Annotated in this window: 14 protein-coding genes; 5 read left to right on the top strand and 9 right to left on the bottom strand. The window is 60.7% G+C overall.

Annotation, left to right across the window (positions count from 1 at the left end; translation table 11 throughout):
• Window positions 1–2: 2 nt before the first annotated feature.
• The 5 genes from LCF59_RS09390 to LCF59_RS09370 all read right to left on the bottom strand — a co-directional run bounded on the left by LCF59_RS09390 (window position 3) and on the right by LCF59_RS09370 (window position 5,213).
• Entirely contained in the window at window positions 3–1,355 is a 1,353-nt protein-coding gene (locus LCF59_RS09390) for a glutamine synthetase family protein (RefSeq protein WP_292287208.1), read from the bottom strand.
• Between the two features lie 99 nt (window positions 1,356–1,454).
• Window positions 1,455–2,492, bottom strand: a complete 1,038-nt coding sequence (locus LCF59_RS09385; RefSeq protein WP_292287207.1) for a TRAP transporter substrate-binding protein — start codon at window positions 2,490–2,492, stop codon at window positions 1,455–1,457.
• A 50-nt stretch (window positions 2,493–2,542) separates the two neighbouring features.
• Window positions 2,543–3,868 (bottom strand): TRAP transporter large permease subunit, encoded by a 1,326-nt coding sequence (locus tag LCF59_RS09380; protein WP_292287206.1) that lies wholly within the window; start codon window positions 3,866–3,868, stop codon window positions 2,543–2,545.
• Entirely contained in the window at window positions 3,868–4,449 is a 582-nt protein-coding gene (locus LCF59_RS09375) for a TRAP transporter small permease subunit (protein WP_292287205.1), read from the bottom strand. Before LCF59_RS09375 ends, LCF59_RS09380 begins: the two co-directional genes overlap by 1 nt.
• Window positions 4,446–5,213 carry an N-formylglutamate amidohydrolase gene (locus LCF59_RS09370; RefSeq protein ID WP_292287204.1) on the bottom strand — a complete coding sequence of 256 codons (768 nt, stop codon included), beginning with the start codon at window positions 5,211–5,213 and terminating at the stop codon, window positions 4,446–4,448. The genes LCF59_RS09375 and LCF59_RS09370 overlap by 4 nt, the downstream gene beginning before the upstream one ends.
• Before the next feature lie 103 nt (window positions 5,214–5,316).
• Between LCF59_RS09370 and LCF59_RS09365 the strand changes: the two genes are divergently transcribed.
• Window positions 5,317–6,183: a MurR/RpiR family transcriptional regulator gene (locus LCF59_RS09365; protein ID WP_292287203.1), complete on the top strand. Its 867-nt coding sequence runs from the start codon at window positions 5,317–5,319 to the stop codon at window positions 6,181–6,183.
• Window positions 6,184–6,195: 12 nt separating this feature from the next.
• Here the strand turns inward: LCF59_RS09365 and LCF59_RS09360 are convergent, their stop codons facing one another.
• Genes LCF59_RS09360 through LCF59_RS09345 form a run of 4 tightly spaced genes read right to left on the bottom strand, consistent with a single transcriptional unit; the run spans window position 6,196 to window position 10,915 of the window.
• Window positions 6,196–7,023 carry a DMT family transporter gene (locus LCF59_RS09360; RefSeq protein WP_292287202.1) on the bottom strand — a complete coding sequence of 276 codons (828 nt, stop codon included), beginning with the start codon at window positions 7,021–7,023 and terminating at the stop codon, window positions 6,196–6,198.
• A gap of 4 nt (window positions 7,024–7,027) precedes the next feature.
• On the bottom strand, window positions 7,028–8,467 hold the full coding sequence (gene phnY / locus LCF59_RS09355) for a phosphonoacetaldehyde dehydrogenase (RefSeq protein ID WP_292287201.1): 1,440 nt from the start codon (window positions 8,465–8,467) through the stop codon (window positions 7,028–7,030).
• Entirely contained in the window at window positions 8,464–9,723 is a 1,260-nt protein-coding gene (gene phnA, locus LCF59_RS09350; RefSeq protein WP_292287200.1) for a phosphonoacetate hydrolase, read from the bottom strand. The genes phnY and phnA overlap by 4 nt, the downstream gene beginning before the upstream one ends.
• Before the next feature lie 10 nt (window positions 9,724–9,733).
• The gene (locus LCF59_RS09345) at window positions 9,734–10,915 is read right to left on the bottom strand and encodes a 2-aminoethylphosphonate--pyruvate transaminase (protein ID WP_292287199.1); all 1,182 of its coding nucleotides are present in this window, start codon (window positions 10,913–10,915) and stop codon (window positions 9,734–9,736) included.
• A gap of 122 nt (window positions 10,916–11,037) precedes the next feature.
• Here LCF59_RS09345 and LCF59_RS09340 point away from each other — a divergent pair, with 122 nt between their 5' ends.
• The 4 genes from LCF59_RS09340 (at window position 11,038) to LCF59_RS09325 (ending at window position 16,898) form a co-directional block, all read left to right on the top strand.
• Complete coding sequence (locus LCF59_RS09340; protein WP_292287198.1) at window positions 11,038–11,916, top strand: LysR substrate-binding domain-containing protein; 879 nt, start codon at window positions 11,038–11,040, stop codon at window positions 11,914–11,916.
• Window positions 11,917–11,999: 83 nt separating this feature from the next.
• Entirely contained in the window at window positions 12,000–13,499 is a 1,500-nt protein-coding gene (locus LCF59_RS09335) for a sulfatase-like hydrolase/transferase (protein ID WP_292287197.1), read from the top strand.
• A gap of 235 nt (window positions 13,500–13,734) precedes the next feature.
• Window positions 13,735–15,774 carry an ABC transporter substrate-binding protein gene (locus LCF59_RS09330; protein ID WP_292287196.1) on the top strand — a complete coding sequence of 680 codons (2,040 nt, stop codon included), beginning with the start codon at window positions 13,735–13,737 and terminating at the stop codon, window positions 15,772–15,774.
• A gap of 119 nt (window positions 15,775–15,893) precedes the next feature.
• The gene (locus LCF59_RS09325; protein WP_292287195.1) at window positions 15,894–16,898 is read left to right on the top strand and encodes an ABC transporter permease; all 1,005 of its coding nucleotides are present in this window, start codon (window positions 15,894–15,896) and stop codon (window positions 16,896–16,898) included.
• Window position 16,899 lies beyond the last annotated feature (1 nt).

The raw sequence follows: 16,899 nt of genomic DNA, 5'->3' as shown, positions 1-16,899 counted from the left end.
GTTCAGGCTCTTTCAAATCCGCGCTGGAGTTCCCAGTCGGTGACAGCGGCGTCGAACGCTTCCTGTTCGACTTCGGCGGCGCGGGTGTAGTGGTCGATCACGTCGTCGCCCATGGCGGCGCGCAGCATTGTGGAGTTGCGCAGGACATCCGTGGCCTTGAGCAAAGTGTTCGGAATCTCGGGGATGTCGGTCATGCCGTAGACATCGCCGGACACCGGATCGGCCAGCGACAGTCTCTCCTCCATGCCGGCAATCCCTGCCGCGAGCTGCGCCGCGCAGGCAAGATACGGGTTGATATCGGAGCCCGGGATGCGACATTCGATCCGCACGCCTTTGGTCCCGTCACCGACAAGCCGGTAGCCCGCAGTCCGGTTGTCAACTGACCAGGCGATCTTGGTGGGGGCGAATGTGCCTGGCAGGAAGCGTTTGTAGCTGTTGACGTAGGGTGCAAGGAAAATGGTCATGTCGGGGGCATATTTGATCAGGCCCGCGACATAGCTTTTCATCGTGTCGGACATGGTGAGCGTGTCACCCGCGTCATGGAAAACGTTGGTGTCGCCCTTGAACAGCGACTGGTGCACATGCGCGGCGCTGCCCACCTTGTCGGCGCGCCACTTTGGCATGAAGGTCGCGGCGTGGCCCTGCATCTGGGCGATTTCCTTGACCGCGTGTTTGGCGATGGTGTGGTTGTCGGCGCAGGCCAATGCGTCGGCGTAACGGATATTCAGCTCTTCCTGGCCGGTCTCGGCCTCGCCCTTGGAGTTTTCGACAGGCACGCCGGCGGCCACCAGGTGATTGCGGATCGGACGCATGACGTGTTCTTCACGGGTGGTCTGGAGGATGTTGTAATCCTCGTTATACCCGCTGATCGGGGTCAGGGTGCGAAACCCGGATTTGCGGATGTCATCGAAGCTGTGTTCGAACAGGAAGAATTCCAGCTCGGTGGCCATCATCGGGGTCAGGCCCATCTCGGACAGGCGGTCCACCTGTTTCTTGAGCATCTGGCGCGGCGAATGGGGAACCGGGCTGTGGGTGTGGTGGTCAAGCACATCACACAGGACCATGACGGTGCCTTCAAGCCACGGAACATTGCGCAGCGTGCCAAGGTCGGGCTGGATGACGTAATCGCCGTACCCCGCTGCCCAACTGGTGGATTTGTAGCCAGCCGGCGTGTCCATTTCGAGATCGGTGGCGAGCAGGTAATTGCAGCAATGGGTCTCTTTCCAGGCGCTTTCGAGGAAGTTCGAGACATGGAAACGCTTGCCCATGAGGCGCCCCTGCATGTCGACCATGCACACCAGAACGGTGTCGATCTCGCCGGTCTCGGCTTTGGCTTGCAACTCGTCTAGGGTCATCGGGGCCTCCGGGGATGGTCGGTGCGCACCGCGTCTGCGGTGCGGTGTGTCTGTGCGGTCGGCGCCCCCCGGCCGGTGCCGGGGAACGCCATGATGTGTTTACTCGAACGTGTACGGGGCACCCGCCTGATTGATGACACCGTTATATTCGCGGAAGATGTCGATGACTTTTTGGTGCACTTCACCTTCTTCCGCAATCTCGTTCCAGAACTCCTTGGCGGCGTTCTCGACCTCGGCCCATTCGCTTGCGGGGACCTGGCGCAGCGCCAGCTTTTCACCGTTTGCGCGCAGCGCCGCTTCGCCGCCCCAGTACCATTGGTTGCGATAGGTATGGCCTGCCTCGGTGGCGGCCATGACGACGGATTTGAGGTGATCGGGCAGGTCGGCCCAGCGTTGCTGGTTGACGAACCAAGATCCGATCCACGCCCCCGAGATATTGTTGGTCAGGAAGTAGTCGGTCACGTCCGCCCAGCCGACAGTGTAATCTTCTGTGATGCCGGACCAGGCCATGCCGTCAAGCTCGCCTGTCTGCACCGCAACCTCGGCATCCTCGTAGGGGATGCTGACCGGGACAACGCCGAATTGCGACAGGAAGCGCCCCGCAGTCGGGAAAGTGTAGAGCCGCAGGCCGTCGAGATCGGCGACCGAGGTGATTTCCTTGGTGGTATTGAAGTTGCACGGGTCCTGGCCCGCGGCCGACAGCCACTTCACACCGACCTTGGCATATTCCTCGTCCCAGATCTCGGCCAGGCCGTACTGGTTGAAGAGCACCGGCACGTCGAGGATATGCTTGGTCGCAAACGGGAAATAGCCGCCGAATTGGCGCAGCGGGGTGGGGGATGCCATGGAGTCGTCATCCGAATGCACGCCATCGATGGTGCCGCGCTGGAGCGCCTGGAACAGCTCTCCCGTGGGGACGATCTGGTCGGCGTAGAACAATTCGACCTGAAGCTCGCCGTTGGAGTTGTTGTTGATGTAGTCGATCACCGGCTTGGTCACATGCTCGCCCAAAGCAGCCCCTGCGTAGGTCTGGAAGCGCCATGTGATTGCGTCCTGCGCCTTGACGACAGCGGGAGCGGCGAGGCTGCCGACACCGGCGATGCCAGCGGTTTTCAGAAACTTTCGTCTTGTGGTCATGTCATTTCCTCTCGGTTGGGTTGATGCGCCCCGTTTGCGGGGTCTCTTGGTTAATTTCCGTATACGTATCCCGGGAGCCACAGGGCGATTTCCGGGAAGATCATGATCGTCGCAAGGGCGACCACCATCACTGCCACGAAGGGAAGGATGGATGTATAGATGTCGCGCAGGGTTATCTCGGGCGGGGCCATCGCGCGCATCAGGAACAGGTTATAGCCGAAGGGCGGAGTCATATAGGCGATCTGCGTGGTGATGGTATAAAGGATGCCGTACCAGATCAGGTCAAAGCCGAGCGCTCCCACCAGCGGCACGTAGAGCGGGGCCACGATCACCAGCATTGCGGTGTCGTCAAGGAAGGTGCCCATGATGATGAAGCTGAGCTGCATCAGGATCAGGATCATCCAGGGGTTCAGGCCAAGCTGTTCGGTGAACAGGCTTTCGATCGCCTTGACCGCGCCCAGCCCATCGAACACCGCGCCGAAGGCCAGTGCGGCCAGGATGATCCACATGAACATGCAGGAGATGCCAAGGGTCTGACGGACCGAGTTTTCGAACACTTGGCGTGTCATGCGTCCCTTGAGGACAGCCGCCATGAAGGCGGCGATGGCGCCGATGGCCGAGCTTTCGACGAGCGAGGTCCAACCGTTCACGAAAGGCACCATCATGATGAAGAAGATCGCAAGCGGCAGGATACCGGCGCGCAGCAAGCGCAGCTTTTCGGCGCGGGGAATGTCGCGCTCGGCGGCAGGCAGGACCGGGCCAAGCGCCGGGTTCAGTTTGCAGCGGACGGTGATATAGATGATGAACATCGCTGCCATGAACAGGCCGGGGATCACCCCGGCCAGCCAGAGCTGGCCGACGGGCTGCCGGGCGATCATCGCATAGAGCACCAGCACCACCGAGGGTGGCACGAGGATGCCCAGGGATGATCCGGCCTGGATCACCCCGGTGACCATGCGTTTGTCGTATCCTCGCCGCAAGAGTTCTGGCAGGGCGATGGTGGCCCCGATGGCCATGCCCGCGACGCTGAGCCCGTTCATGGCAGAGATCAGGACCATCAGGCCGATGGTGCCCACGGCCAGCCCCCCCGACAGCCCGCCCATCCAGACGTGGAACATGCGGTAAAGGTCGTCGGCGATGCGGCTTTCGGACAAGACATAGCCCATGAAGATGAACATCGGCAAAGTCAGCAGCGGATACCATTTCATCAGCTTCATCGCCGCCGAGAAGCCAAGGTCGTATCCGCCCCGGTCCCCCCAGAGCAGAAAGGCCGCCATCACGGCCACAAACCCGATGGCGCCGAATACACGCTGCCCGGTGAGCAGCATCAGCATCATGGTCGAGAACATGAGGGCGGCTATCACCTCGTAAGGCATCAGACCTTGGCTCCCATTTCATGTCCCTTGAGGCGCAGGATGTCCTTGGCCAGTTCGCAGAGCACCTGGAGCAGCATCAGGAAGATGCCGATCACCATGATCGTCTTGATCGGCCAAAGGTAAGGCTGCCACGAGGTGGGGCTGCGTTCGAGGAAGCCAAGTTCGGCGCTGCCTGTGGCAAGGCCCGCGAAAAAGCTGATCGGTTCCGATCCGAAATAGCCCAGCGAATAGGCGGTGGAGGCGATGCCGCCATAGAGCAGGAAACCGAGGTAGACGAGCAGGAACACCACCGTCATAGCGTCGATGGCGGCTTTGCGGCGGTCGCTCATTTCGCCGTAGATCAGGTCCATCCTCACGTTGGACCCCATCTGGATCGAATATGGACCCCCAAGGATGTAATAGGCGACCATCGCGAATTGCGCCATTTCAAGTGTCCAGAGCGAGGGCAGCAGGAACGCCTTGGAAACGGTGGACCAGAGCAGGATGCCGATTATCACGAAGATGCCGTACATCACGATGCGCCCGATCATCCGGTTGACCGGGTCGATGACCCGCACATAAGCCTTGAGGGCAGCCGTCATCGCGCCACCTCCCGGACCATTGCCCGTGTCAGCATATCGCCAAGGATATCGGCAAATCGCGCAATCCCGGTGCTGTCGGAGATCAGGTCGTTGCGAATTTCGACCATGACATTGTGAAGCCCCCGCGGGACCGCGTGTTCGCGCAGCGTGTGCGTTACACCATCGCTGGCATCGTAAGGGGCGTTGAGCCGTGTATCCAGGTCGTGCGGCGCCTCTGCGAGCATTGCCTTTGCCAACCGGTCGTCGTTGTCGTGCAGCAGGCCGAGTTCAACGTTGCGTGGAACGCCGAACCATTCAGGCGTGAAGCTGTGCAATGTCACCATGATCGGAGGTTTCTCGAATTGATCGAGCTTGCGGCACAGCATGTCGCGGAAGGGTCTGTAGACCGAGGCAACGCGCGCCTGTCGGTCGTCGTTGCTCAGGTCGGCATTGCCGGGCACCTCTACCAGTTCGCTCCGTGCCGGGATCGAATCCGGTGCTTCTGGCGGGCGGTTGCAGTCATAGACGAGCCGCGACACGCCCGCCGCGACAAGCGGTGCGTCGAGCTTTTGCGCCAGTGCAACGGCCAGATCGCGCGCGCCGATGTCCCATGCGGCGTGGCTGTAGCGGTCCTCGGGCGCGAGACCCAGATCGTCCAGCACCGCAGGAATCCGGGCGCTGGCGTGTTCGCAGACAAGGCAGATCGGCGCGGCGCCCTCGGGGTGGATCACCTCGGCGGCGCTATCCTGCGCGGTCAGAATCGTATGTGGGGTGTTCTGGATCACTATTTCATTTGTCGTGCTGTTTCGGGCCATGTCAAGAAAATTTGGTTGATTTTTGTACCAATCCAAGCAACGATGTAACGATTGCTACAAACGGCATCATTTTATGGCAAAAGCACTTTCAGTGAAGGATCGGCTGCATGACACTGCAAGCGCCTTGACGCCTGCAGAACGGCAATTGTCGGGTGTTTTGATGCGCGACTACCCCGTGGGAGGCTTGCAATCGATCACGCGTATTGCCGAAGCGGCGGGGGTCTCGACGCCGACGGTGATCCGATTGGCGCGCAAGCTGGGCTTTGACGGGTTCCCGGACTTGCAGGCCGCACTGCGCGATGAAGCGTCGGCGCAGTTCAAGACGCCCATCGCCAAGCGGGATGGGTGGGGCGACGCAAAGCCGGTCTCTGCCGCGTTCAAGGCGTTTGCCGAAGCCGTGTTCGACAATCTGAGCCGCACCATCGACCGGCTCGAGCCGGGGACGGTGGACGCGATTGCCGCCGTGTTGGCCGATCGGGAGCGGCGGCTGTTCCTGTCCGGCGGGCGCATTACCCGGTCAAATGCGGACTATTTCTACAATCATCTTCAGATCATCCGGCCGGGGGTCACGCTTTTGGGCGCGTCCCCCAACGTGTGGCCGCAATACATTCTTGATATGGATCGCATGTCGGTTCTGATCCTGTTCGACATCCGGCGGTATGAGCGTGACCTGGACCGACTGGCGGAGTTGGCCAAGGATCGCGACGCGCAGATCATCCTGTTCACGGATCAATGGGGGTCCCCGATTTCGCGACAGGCGGATCATGTGGTGAATGCGCAGATCGAGGCGCCGTCAAGCTGGGATTCGACGCTGGCGATCAACCTCGTGATCGAGGCGCTTGTCGCAGAGGTGCAGACGCGTGTGTCCGAAACCGCGCTGGACCGGATCGAGGCGCTGGAGGAGATGTTCCAGTCGACGCGAATCTTTCGCAAGCTGTGATCCGGTGGTGCATCATGAGAACGTCAGCAGGATCACACCCAGCGCAACGACAGACGCGGCAATGAGCCGGCGTCGGGCCGGGCCTTCGCCCATCCAGTAGACACCGATCAAGGCGGCGAAGATCACCGAGGTTTCGCGAATGGCCGAGACGATGCCGATGGGTGCGAGGGTTTTGGCGTAAAGCGCAAGGGCGTAAGCCAGGCCCGAGATCGCACCGCCCAAAAGGCCCAGGGTCACTGCCTTGCCCGGCAGCGCCCGAAGGCGTTGGACCCGCGTGGCGCCGACAAAGAACACCACAAAGATCTCTGCGGCGAAGAGCCAGATCACATATCCCAATGGCGCGCCGGAGACGCGGATGCCGATGCCGTCAATGATCGAATACGCAGCGATGATAGCCGAGGTGCACAGGGCCGCCGCGATGCCCCGCGTGTCGGCATGGCGAATGGCTGCGAGGATCATGATCCCGGCGGATACCGTGACTATCCCGATCCACGCGAGGACTGGCAGACCCTCGTCGGCCCAGACCATCGCGCCCAGTGCGACCATCACCGGGGCCGCGCCACGGGCTATGGGATAGATCAGGGACAGATCGCCAAAGCGGTAAGCCATGTTCAGGAAGTAATAGTAGCCCCAGTGTATCACCGTGGAGGCCACGATATAGGGCAGCGCCGCCATCGCGGGGACCGGCGCCATCGGCAGCAGCAGGATCGCAGGCACGCAATGGCCCGCTGCCACCAGCCCCAAGGTGATCGCACGGTCACCCGATGCCTTGACGAGCGCGTTCCACAGCGCGTGCAGGAACGCCGCTGTCAGGACGATCCCGAGAATGGACAGCGTCACTCCTTCATGGCCATGGCAGGCTGTAGGTTTTGACGTTGGTGAAGAATTTCATCGCTTCGATGACGCCCTCCTTCACGCCGTTGCCGCTGTCCTTGATGCCGCCGAACGGGGACATCTCGATCCGGTAGCCGGGCTGTTCCCAGATGTTGCAGGTGCCGACATTCAAGCCGTTGATATAGGCGATCGCGCGGTTCAGATCGTTGGTGCACACGCCCGAAGACAGACCGAAGTCGGTGCTGTTCGAGATGCGCATCACCTCGGTGTCATCGTCGGGCACGCGCACGATGGGGATGATGGGGCCGAAGGTTTCCTCCATCACCAGTTCGCTTTCATGGGGCACGTGATCGACAACGATGGGGGGCAGCAGCGCGCCTTGACGACCGGGATTGTAGAGAACCTTGGCGCCTTGATCTGCGGCCATGGTGACGCGCTTTTCGAAAAGCTCGGCGGCTTGCGCATGGATCACGCAGCCAAGTTCGGTTTCCGGGTCCTGCGGATCGCCGAATTTGATCTTCTTGGCCTTCTCGACCACCAGCGGGACGAAGCGGTCCGCCACGCTTTCCTGCACGAGGATGCGTTTGATCGCGGTACACCGCTGGCCGGAATTGCCGGTGGCGCCTGCCACGGCGATGGTCGCGGCTTTGTCGAGGTCGGCATCGCTCAGGTCGTTGCAGACGATCAGGGGATCGTTCCCGCCCAGTTCCAGAGCGGTGCGTTTGTAGCCTGCTTTGCCCGCGATGAGTTTGCCGACGGGAACACCGCCGGTGAAGGTGATGATATCGATATTCTCGTTGGTGATCATCTCATCGCCGATGTCGGCGGGCATCCCCGTGACCACCTGGAACATCTCGGGCGGCAGGCCCGCCTCGTAGAGGATATCCGCCAAAGTCAGCGCCGTGAGTGGTGTCAATTCCGTCGGCTTGCAGACCATGCAATTATTGGTCGCAATCGATGGCGCGATCTTGTGGCTGACCATGTTGAGCGGGTGGTTGAACGGGGTGATCGCGCTGATGGCGCGCACCGGTTCGCGCATGGTGAAGATCTTGCGCGCCTTGCCGTTGTGGGTGAGGTCGCAGGAAAACACCTCGCTATCGTCCTTGAGCGCTTCGGCGGCGGCGAATTGGTAGACATCCTGCGCGCGCTTGGTCTCGTAGATCGCGTGCTGGTGGCAGATGCCCAGTTCCAGCACCAGCCATTTGGCGAGGTCATCGCGGCGTTCGCCGATCAGTTGCCCGGCCCGTTGCAGGATCTGGCTGCGTTCATACCGGGTGAGTTTTGGCGTGTAGTTCGCGGCAATCTCGAATGCGCGGCGGGCGTGGTCTGCGTTGCCAGCGGGCACCGTCCCGATCACCTCGTCGGTATAGGGATACCGCACCTCGATGCGCGCGTCGGTATCGACCTTTTCGCCGCCGATGCGCATCTGGTCGTGGCGGATGTCGGTCATGCTTCCACCTCTTCGAGGGCTGCGGCGGCGGTGGCGTAGAAGAACGCATCGAAGTTGCGCAAGACGGGCGCGCCGGGCAAATCGATCTTGCGGTTCACGATGAACGGGACCTCTTGTTCGGTCAGGCCGCCATGGCTGCGGAGCGGTTCCTTGAGTGCGGCAAGGTCGTGACGGTGGGCGCTGGTGCCGATGGTCATGTTCTCGGTCGAGATCATCACGATATCACCGATCCGGTCGGCGGGCAGGTCGTATTTCTGGACAGCCGTGGCCTTGTCCACAACTTCGAGCATTTCCGGCAAAGCGCGCAGGCGGGCGATGATGTCGGCCTGATCTGCGCCGGAGGGCAGGTAGGCCGTGGCAAAGGACCCAAGTGCACCGTGATGCACGACATAAGGGTCGGTGATCGGCAGGATCACGCGGGCGGCGGCTTCGCCCAGCCACTCGTCGAGCAGATCCTGAACGTAGATCACCGCCGGGTCACCATTGGCGTCATGCTTGGGCTTCATGCCGTGGTCGGCGGTCACGACGATGGCGGCACCCATCGCGTCAAGCTCGGTCAGGTAGCGGTCGAACATCGCGTAGAAGTCCTTGGCGCCTTGTTCGTCCGGGGCGAACTTGTGCTGGATGTAGTCGGTCGTGGACAGGTACATCACGTCCGGTTTCCACTCCTTCAGCAACTTTACGCCCGCGGCGAAGACGAATTCCGACAGGTCAGCGGAATAGACCTCGGGCACCGGCATGCCGAGCCAGTCCGACGCCTTGTCGATCCCGTGTTCCGCTTTCGTCGTGTCGCCCGACCGTTCCGAGGAAAACGCAATCGCGCGGTCTTCGTCGAACTTCAGCCCAGCGCCCAGAAGCGCGCGCAGCTTGTCCTTGGCGGTGATGACAGCGACACGCGCACCGGCCTCGTAGAATTTCGAGAAAACGGTCGGGGCGCGCAGGAAGCGCAGGTCGTTCATCATCACTTCCTGGCCGGTTTCCGGCTCATAGAGGAAGTTGCCGCAGATGCCATGCACCGCAGGCGGGCGGCCGGTGGCGATGCTCATGTTGTTGGGGTTGGTAAAGGAGGGGATCACCGAATGGGCCAGACGGTCTGTCCCGGTTTCGCGGATGCGCTTGAGTGTCGGCATCAGACCTTCGGCAATCGCGACCTCAAGGTATTCCGGTTCGCAGCCATCCAGACAGATCGCAATCGCGCAGGTTCTGGGCACGGGGTAGGTGCGGTCATTGGCGACCACGGGGTTCGTGAGGGGCATGTCTCTTCCTTCAGGCGGCGAGTTTCTTGCGTTCTTCGAGGGCGGCTGCGGGTGGGGCCGCGCAGCTTACGTTCATGTCAGTCAGAGCCTCGCGGGCCGCTTCGACCACGCGGCGCATGACGTGTTCATCCATTTGCCCGATCACCCCGATGCGGAAAGACTCCACCACGGTCAGCTTGCCGGGGTAGATGATGAAGCCCCGCGCTTTCATGGAGTCATAGAATCCCTTGAAGGTGAAGTTTGTATCGGCGGGGCAGAAAAAGGTGACGATGATCGGGCTGAGCCAGCGATCCTCGAGCAGTGTTTCAAAGCCGAGATCCCGCAAACCCTGCACGACCACGTCCCGATTGTTTGTGTAGCGCGCACCACGGGCGGGCACGCCGCCTTCGGCCTCGTGCAGATCGAGCGCCTTGAGGAACGCTGCGACCACATGGGTCGGCGGGGTGTAGCGCCACTGTCCGGTTTTCTCCATCGTTGCCCATTGCGCGTGCACGTCCAGCGACAGGGAATGCGAGTTGCCCCTGGAGGCGTCAATTTCCTCCTTGCGGGCGATGACGAAGCCGAACCCGGGCACACCTTCGATGCATTTATTGGCCGAGGATACGAAGGCGGCGCAGTTGAGAGCGCCGGGATCAAGCGGCAGCGCGCCAAAGGCCGACATGGAATCGATCAGCAGCTTGCGCCCGGCGGCTTGCGTTGCTTCGGCAATTTCTTCCAACGGGTTCAGTATACCGCTGGAGGTTTCGCAATGGATCGCCAACACATGGGTGATCATTGGGTCCTCGGCGAGGATCTGTGCCACCTCCGTGCCGCGCGGAGGCAGGTAATCGCCCTTGTCGAGCACGTGATATGCGCGTCCCAGATAATCCAGTGTCTGCGCCGCGCGCAGGCCGTAGGCGCCGTTTGCCAGGACAAGCACCTTACCGTCGCGTGGCACAAAGCTACCCAGCATCGCTTCGACGCAATAGCTGCCCGAGCCCTGGATCGGCACGCAGTCATACTCCGGCGCGGTGTCTCCGATCATCGCAAGCAGGCGACGGCGCATGTCGCGGGTGAGGGCGCGGAAATCGTCGTCCCAACTGCCCCAGTCCTTCAGCATCGCCTGTTTGACGGAACAGGCGGTTGTCAGCGGGCCGGGGGTGAGAAGATAGGGTTCGCCGAGTGCTGGCATGGGCAGGGGGCTGGACGACATGGCGGGGTTCCGAATTTGATCCTGTGTCCGATATGCAATGCGGGCATTCATATTTGAAATCTTTGTTTGCTATTCTTCAATAACCCTTGGTTATATGTCTTCGTATCAAATCGGAGGGATCCATGCGATACAGTCATTTGCGGGCGTTTCATCACGTTGCTTTGCATGGCGGTTTTTCCAGCGCAGCGCGGGCGCTGAACATATCGCAACCCTCGGTGTCCGATCAGGTCCGGCAACTGGAACAGCGACACGACGTGCTGCTGTTTTCGCGCGAGGCGCGGCAGGTGCGCATGACCAAGGCCGGCGAAGCGCTTTTTCGCCTGACAAGCGAGATGTTCGAAGTCGAGGACCGGATCGCCGCGCTGTTCGATGAGAACCGCGCGGCGCTGTCCGGGCATCTTCGGATCATGGCCGATTCCGCGATGCATATCACGGCCGCGGTCAGCCGGTTTCGTGCCTCGAACCCGGATGTGTTCGTCACGATCCGGACCGGCAATACAGAAGACTTGTTGCGCCGCCTGCGCAACTACGAAGCCGAGATCGGCGTGATCGGCAACTCTGTCACGGCACCCGATCTTGATGCGGTCGATCTGGGCCGTACACCGATCCTTGGCCTTGCGGGCAAGGGGTATCTTCGCAAGGGAACGCGGGCGCTGCGGTTCAGGGATCTGGCCAGGTATCCACTTGTTTTCCGCGAGGCGGGGTCGCGGACCCGCGCGATTGTTGAAGAAGAAGCGATGCGCCTCGGGTTGTCCCTCATGCCCGCGATCGAGGTTGAGGGGCGTGAGGCAATGCGCGAAGTCGTGGCGTCTGGTGCCGGGATCGGGTTTATCAGCGAGGCGGAGGTCGGGCACGACAGGCGGCTGCTGACGTTACCGTTCGAAGATGTGGACATCGGCATGTCGGAATCGCTTGTCACCCTGTCCGCGCGGTGCGACGTGCCGTTGATCCGGGGGTTTCTCAAGTCTGTGAAACGGGTGGTTGCGCAGGCCAAAGTATAAGTTTGACCTATGGAGGTATAGCGAACGCCTCTCTTTACATATGATTTGTTCAGGGCATCATCCGTCCAGTTCTGGGATGTGCCGTGACAAAAACCAAGACGAATACGCTTTTTATCGTAATCGATCAGCTGCGCGCTGATTGCGTTTTCGGCGCTCTGTCAGAGCATCTTGACCTGCCCAATATCCGTAAGCTGGCCGATGACTCGGTCGCGTTCCAGTCGCATTATTCCGTCACCTCGCCCTGCGGGCCGTCTCGGGTGTCGCTGCTCACGGCGCAATACGCGTCGAACCACGGAGCGACCCGCAACGGGACGCCGCTCAAGCGGGATACGCCGAACCTTGCCAGCGTGATGCGCGCGCAGGGGCATGATCCGCTGCTCTTTGGGTATACCGACACATCGCAGGATCCCCGGTTCCTGCCCCCGGACGATCCGCGGTTGTTTTCCTATGAAGAGGTGATGCCCGGTTTCACCGAAGTGGTGCGAATGCGTCTGGAAGGCGATTCCCGCGCGTGGGAGACCGACCTGGGCCAGAAGGGGTATGATGTCCCGCCCTATCCGGCCCTGTACCGACCCGCGGGAGATGCGCCTGACGCTCCGGCCCTTTACGCAGCCGGCGACAGTGATACCGCCTTCCTGACCGACCGGACGCTTGCCGACCTGTCGCAGCGCGATTCCGGCTGGTTCGCGCTGCTGACCTATATTCGCCCGCATCCCCCGTTTGTCGCCCCGGCGCCTTACAACGCGATGTATGATGCTGCGCGGATGCCCCCGCCGCGACAGGCTGCGGACCCGGATTGGCACCCGTTCCTGACCACCGCGCGGATGCAAAGCTCTGCCGCGTCGACTGTCATCGGGTTTCCCGATCTGCCCGCGACAGACGAAACCACCAAGATGATCCGCAAGCTCTATTTCGGGCTGGCGACCGAGGTCGATCATCATGTCGGCCGGCTGATCGGCTGGCTCAGGGAGACGGGCCAGTATGACGACACGCTGATCGTCCTGACTGCCGATCATGGCGACTTGTTGGGTGATTACGGTATTTGGGGCAAGACAACGTTCCACGACGCCGCTTTCCATGTCCCGCTGATCATCCGCGATCCAGCGGCCCAAGCGCGCGGTCATGTCGTGATGGCGCCGACAGAGTCGATAGATGTGACGCCGACAATCCTCGACTGCCTTGGCCTGTCGGTGCTCCATTCCATGGATGGGCGCAGCCTGAAACCGTTTCTGAACCGGACCGTTCCGGAGGCCTGGAAACAGGTTTCGGTGTCCGAGCTTGATTTCGCTGACCCGATCACGCCAACGGCTTGGCAAACGGCGCATGGCCTGTCCATCGACGAGGCCAAGCTGGCCGTGCTGCGCAAAGACACTCTGCGCTATGTGCAGTTTGCCGGGGGCTTGCCCCCTGTTCTCATGGATGTGTCGGGTGGGACCGAGACGCAAAACCTGGCGAAAAATTCATCACATTCGCAGACAATGCTCGATTTGATGCAGGATTTGCTCCGCCATCGCATGATCCATGCCGATGGCACGTTTTCCCGCACGAAGATTACCGATGACGGCGTTAAGGTGGCGTCGTGACCCGTTGGACTGTCATGGATCTGTCATGGTTGCCAGAGATACAAAACGCGGCTGTCCGCACCTGCGCGGATGCAAAACAGGAGATGTTTCGACCGACTGCCCTCTATCGCCAATACGAATCTTACAAATGACTCAAGCGATGGATCAAGATCCGGAATGACCGGCTGTTTCGGCAGATCCGGACACAACAGGGGGATCAGCCCCTGATGAACACTTGGAACCAACAGGAGAGACCATGAAACGACTATTACTTTCAGGCGTTGCCCTGCTTGCCCTTCCGGCAGCGGCCTATGCCAATTGCCCGGCGGTCACCTTGGATGACATGCAGGGCATCGCGCCCGGCGAATATCCCCAGCAATACGAGCTCAGTGCCTTTCAGGACGCCGCTGGCTGCGTGATGGAGTTTTCCACCAACCCCGAGATTGAAGCGCTGAACGCGCAGATCAAGGGCAACCCGGAGCTTCCACCGCTCTCCGAGCGGATCCCGGCCGAACCTCTTGTCATGGTGCCCTATAACAGTGTTGGCGAATATGGCGGTGAACTGAACGTCTTGTCCAACGCGACCGAGGCGGGCACGTCCGATTTCCTGTCGGTGCGCCATGTCAGCCTGATGCGCTACTCAGACGATCTTCAGACCATCGTGCCGAACGTGGCGAAGTCATGGGACTGGAACGACGATTTCACCCAACTGACGATCAAGCTGCGCGAAGGCCACAAGTGGTCCGACGGTGAGCCGTTCACCAGTGCGGATATCGTGTTCTACCACGACAACCTGATGCTGGACGAAAACATCTCCGAAACGCCCAAGGATTACATCACCGTCGCGGGCGAGCCGATGACCATCGAAGCACCGGACGACACCACGGTGATCTTCAACCTGCCGGCACCGAAGCCCGGTTTGATCGCGCATTTTGCGACGCATTATTCGCAGCCATTCCAGCCGAAGCATTTCCTTGGCCAGTTCCACCCGGATGTGAACCCGGATGCGGACAGCTATGCGCAGAGCCTCGGGTTCGAAGACGGTTATGACGCCATTCTTGCGTATTATGGCAACTCCGACTGGACCGACACGCCGACGCCGATGTTGTCGCGTGCCGATATTGTCGACGATCTGCCCAAGGCGACCTATCCGACGCTGGAATCGCACATCTACATCAACGACACGACCGAGGGCCGTCAGTTGGTGGCGAATCCCTACTTCTTCCAGGTCGATCCGACGGGCCAGCAGTTGCCCTATATCTCGACGCAGGATGAGCTTTATATCAACGACAACGAGGTGCGTATCCTCAAGCTCGTGAACGGTGAGGTGGATTACAAGTCTCAATCCCTGCAACTCGCCTCTGCGCCGATCCTCCTGGAGAACCAGGAAAGCAGCGACTACACCATTCATCTGCGCTCCGAGATCACGCAGAGCGTGTTCGGTTTCAACGTCACGCATGAGGACCCGGCCAAGCGCGCAGTGTTCAGCGATCTGTCCTTCCGCGAGGCGATGTCGGTTGCGATCAACCGCGAAGATCTGAACGAGCTTGGCTTCTTCGGTCAGGGCACACCGCAGCAATATGTGGGGTTCTCGCCGTTGCCGGAATTCGTGGATCAGGACTGGCTGACCTACAAGGCCGAGTATGATCCAGATGCGGCCAATGCTGCGCTTGATGCGCTGGGCATGGAAGACACCGACGGTGACGGCTTCCGCGAATTGCCGAACGGCGACAAGCTTGTGCTGAACCTCAACTTCTCGACCCAGGGCGTGGCCGGTCAGACCGTTGAACTCGTGGCACAGAACTGGGCCGATGTGGGGATCCAGTCCGTGGTCAAGGAAGTGACGCCGGACGAGTACCGGTCGGCGCAGTCCTCGAACCAGCTTGACGTGGCCATGTGGCGCAAATCACAGCCGCTGGCGATTGTTCTGGGCAACAACGAATTGTGGGTGCCGCCGTATGAAAACTACTTCGGTGTGCGCAACGCGATGCTCTGGGCCGAGTGGATCGATTCCGATGGTGCCGAGGGTGTCGAGCCTCCGCAATGGGCCAAGGACATGATCGACGACATCAACGCGCTTCAGTCCGCCGCCCAAGGCACCGCGGAGTTCGAGCAGCTTGGCAATGATCTGGTCAAGGCGATGGTCGAGAACATGATGTTCATCGGCACTGTGAATGCTCCGGCACCGATTTATCAGAACAACGATCTGAAGAACTTTGCCGACTTCAAGACGCATTCCTACGAATACTACCGGACCTATCCGTACCGTGCCACGCAATGGTGGCTGGACGAATAAGCCCGTGTGACTCTGCTGCGGGCGGGCTTTGCGTGTCCGCAGCGGTTTAGGGACTGAGTGTTGTCTGGAAAACAGCCCGTGACAATCGGGGATTTGGACATCTTGCAGGGACGTTCTTCATGCTGAACTTTGCTCGTTTTGTTGCGACACGCGCTGTTTTCGCGATGCTCACATTGGTGATCGTCTCGCTTGTCGTGTTTTCGCTGATGGAGTTTGTCCCCGGCGATTGTGCCGAACGCTATCTGGCCTTCAAGAACACACAAGGCTCCGGCATTTCGGTGGCCGATATCGAAGCCGAACGCGTGCGACTGGGCCTTGACCGCCCGTTTCTTGAACGGTGGAGCAAGTGGATCGTCAACGCCTTTCAGGGCGAATTCGGCGAAAGCTGCATCCTGCGGGTGAATATCGCGCAATTGATGGGTGACAAGTTCTGGATCTCGCTTGGCCTGTGTCTGGCGTCTCTGGCGCTTGCCTATGCCATCGCCCTGCCCGTCGGGATCATTGCGGCGGCCTCGCAAAACGCGGTTCTGAACAATTCGTTGCGCCTGTTCAGCTATCTTGGCCTGGCGCTGCCGAATTTCCTGCTGGCGCTGATGATCATGCTGTTCTCGACCGTGTATTTCGGGGACACGCTGACCGGCCTCTTTTCCGCCGAATATCGCGATGCGGACTGGAGTTGGGGGCGGATGAAAGACCTGCTCAGCAATGCTTGGCTTCCCATCTTCATTCTTGGTTGGTCGGCCACGGCCTTTGCGCTTCAGACGGTGCGCGCCCTCATGTCCGACGAGATTGGCAAGCTTTATGTCACGGCTGCGTCGGCCCGCGGTGTGCATGGGCGCAGGCTTTTGTGGAATTACCCGGCGCGTCATGCGCTCGGGCCGATCATCAACAGCCTCGGGTTCGATCTCAATCGCATCTTCAACGAATTGCCCATCGTGGCCCTCATCCTGACGCTGACCGAGGCGGGGGCGCTGTTGATCGAGGCGCTGGCACGGTCGAATGACCAACAGCTTGCCGGCGCGATCATCTTCCTTCTGACGGCGTCCATCGTGTCGCTGAACTTTCTGACGGATGTGATGCTGGCCGTTCTGGACCCGCGCGTCCGCAAAAGCATTGTGAGGTGAC

This window comes from Marivita sp. (assembly GCF_020055675.1).
In the GTDB taxonomy this organism is placed as follows: domain Bacteria; phylum Pseudomonadota; class Alphaproteobacteria; order Rhodobacterales; family Rhodobacteraceae; genus Marivita.
Note: the sequence above shows the minus strand (reverse complement) of the source record. Positions and strands in the feature narration are given on the sequence as shown.